The sequence below is a fragment of the Flavobacterium sp. UBA6195 genome (genome assembly GCF_002422095.1).
Classification (GTDB): Bacteria; Bacteroidota; Bacteroidia; order Flavobacteriales; family Flavobacteriaceae; genus Flavobacterium.
The window spans coordinates 1-2,349 of record NZ_DITB01000095.1; the positions used below are offsets into that span (position 1 = coordinate 1).

2 protein-coding genes and 1 pseudogene are annotated in these 2,349 nt (G+C 35.3%); 1 reads left to right on the forward strand and 2 read right to left on the reverse strand.

The window, feature by feature from the left end; translation table 11 throughout:
* A partial coding sequence (locus B4I81_RS08520) for a protein adenylyltransferase SelO family protein (RefSeq protein WP_291109671.1) occupies window positions 1-566 on the reverse strand: 566 nt, incomplete at its 3' end.
* 159 nt (window positions 567-725) lie between these two features.
* Here B4I81_RS08520 and B4I81_RS08525 point away from each other — a divergent pair.
* Window positions 726-1,745, forward strand: coding sequence for a M28 family metallopeptidase (locus tag B4I81_RS08525; RefSeq protein WP_291109647.1), 1,020 nt, complete (start codon window positions 726-728; stop codon window positions 1,743-1,745).
* Window positions 1,746-1,827: 82 nt separating this feature from the next.
* Here the strand turns inward: B4I81_RS08525 and glyA are convergent.
* Window positions 1,828-2,349, reverse strand: a pseudogene (glyA, locus tag B4I81_RS08530) (serine hydroxymethyltransferase); the annotation flags it as partial.

Genomic DNA, 2,349 nt, shown 5'->3' on the forward strand with positions numbered 1-2,349 from the left:
GCTCCGTCTTCATAAGCAGGATTTCCGTTGTACAAAATATCACGTAACACCTTATCGCCTGTTGTTACCAAAGATAACGAACGCGTTGTTGGTACACCCAAATGAAACATCGCCTCACTACACAAATGCTCACGAATAGAAGAACGCAAAACCGCTAAACCATCGGCATTTCTAGAATAAGGTGTTTCACCTGCTCCTTTTAACTGTAATGCCCAACGTTGATTGTTATGCAATACTTCAAACAAATTAATAGCCCTTCCATCACCTAATTGTCCCGCCCAGTTTCCAAATTGGTGTCCGGCATAGGCCATAGCATAAGGTTGGGTTTCAGGATACACTTTACCACCAGAAACTATGTCTAAAAATTTAGCTGATGTTACCGCTTCCTTAGACAAACCAATTAAATTGGCTACCTCATCAGCAACATGAAGTAATTTGGGATTGCTGGGAACTCGAGGTGTTACATAGGAAAAACAAGCTCCAAAAACTTGTCGTCTTGTGTTTGAAGTATCAGTATCAGACTGAAGTTGTTTGTTAAATGTGTCGTTTAGGTTTAATTTCATTATAAAATGCTTGTTATCTGCAAAGTTACTGATTGTAAATTTGTAATAATCTTTACTAATCTTCAAATTTTGTTAAAATTTATTACAAAGTGTAATAAAAAAATCATTTGCGCTACTAACTAATTATATTTGTTTTGAATTAGAAACCAACAAAAACTTTTTATGAAAAAAATATTTTTTTCAGGTGCTGTTTTATCTTTGATTTTGATGAGTTGTTCGTCAACAAAGGTAGCTACAAAAGCAGATGCAGGCACTTACATTAACACCATTACAGCTCCAGAACTAAGCAAACACCTATACATTGTAGCAGGTGATGAAATGCAAGGAAGAAACACAGGTGAACCTGGACAAAAAAAAGCAGGTGAGTATTTAATTAACGAATACAAAAAAATGGGCATCAGTTTTCCTCCTGGAGCGACTGATTTTTATCAAAAAGTACCTTCTGAATTCATGAAAAAAGGATTTGCTCCTAAATTAAATGATTCAGAAAACATTTGGGCTTTCATTAAAGGTTCAGAAAAACCAGATGAAGTTTTAGTTATTTCAGCTCATTACGATCACGTTGGAATGAAAAACGGAGAAATCTACAACGGAGCTGATGATGATGGTTCAGGAACGGTAGCATTATTAGAAATTGCACAAGCATTTAAAGAAGCAGAGAAAAAAGGACATGGACCAAAACGTTCTATCTTATTCTTACACGTTACTGGTGAAGAGCACGGCTTGCACGGTTCAAGATATTATTCTGAAAATCCTTTATTCCCGTTAGCAAATACCATTGCAGACATTAATATTGATATGGTGGGAAGAAGAGATACGCTTCACCCGGGTACAAACAATTATATTTATGTGATTGGTTCTGATAGATTAAGTAGTGAACTTCACACAATCAACGAAGAAGCTAATGCTAAATACACCAAATTAGAATTGGATTATAAATACAACGATAGAAAAGATCCAGAAAGAATCTACTACCGTTCTGACCATTATAACTTTGCGAAAAAAGGAATCCCAGCGATTTTCTTCTTCAACGGAATCCACGCGGATTACCACTTACCAAGTGATACTCCAGACAAAATTGAATACGATGCCTTAGCAAAACGTGCACAATTAGCTTTTGCTTTAGCTTGGGAATTAGCGAATCGTCCTGAACGAATTAAAGTAGATAGAGACGGAAAATAATTACGAATAAGAAAATTACGAATTACGATATCAAAAAAATCCGAGCAATGCTCGGATTTTTTATTTATTTTTAATTAAAAGATTAAAATACAAACATCGCTCTTTCGCTCATTAAATCATTTACTTCTTCCGCTACTTGTTCTAAAACAGCTTCATCAGTATGATTCATTAATACTTTATCGATTAAAGCTACAACTGTTTCCATATCCTCTTCCACTAAACCACGAGTTGTGATTGCTGGAGTTCCCACACGAATACCCGAAGTAACAAATGGTGATTTATCATCAAATGGGACCATATTTTTATTTACTGTAATTTCAGCTTTTACCAATGCATTTTCTGCCTCTTTACCTGAAATTCCTTTATTTCTTAAATCAATTAACATCATGTGGTTATCTGTACCACCAGAAATTAATTTGTAACCTCTTTTGTTGAATGCTTCTGCCATTGCTTGTGCATTTTTCTTCACTTGCATAGCATAACGGAAAAACTCATCAGTTAAACATTCTCCAAACGCCACCGCTTTAGCAGCAATAATATGCATTAAAGGTCCACCTTGATTTCCTGGGAAAACCGACATATCTAAAACATGAGACATCATTCT

Bases quoted from the DNA above. Each gene is read 5' to 3' on its own strand.
- B4I81_RS08525 (WP_291109647.1), top strand. From the start codon at position 726: ATGAAAAAAATATTTTTTTCAGGTGCTGTTTTATCTTTGATTTTGATG.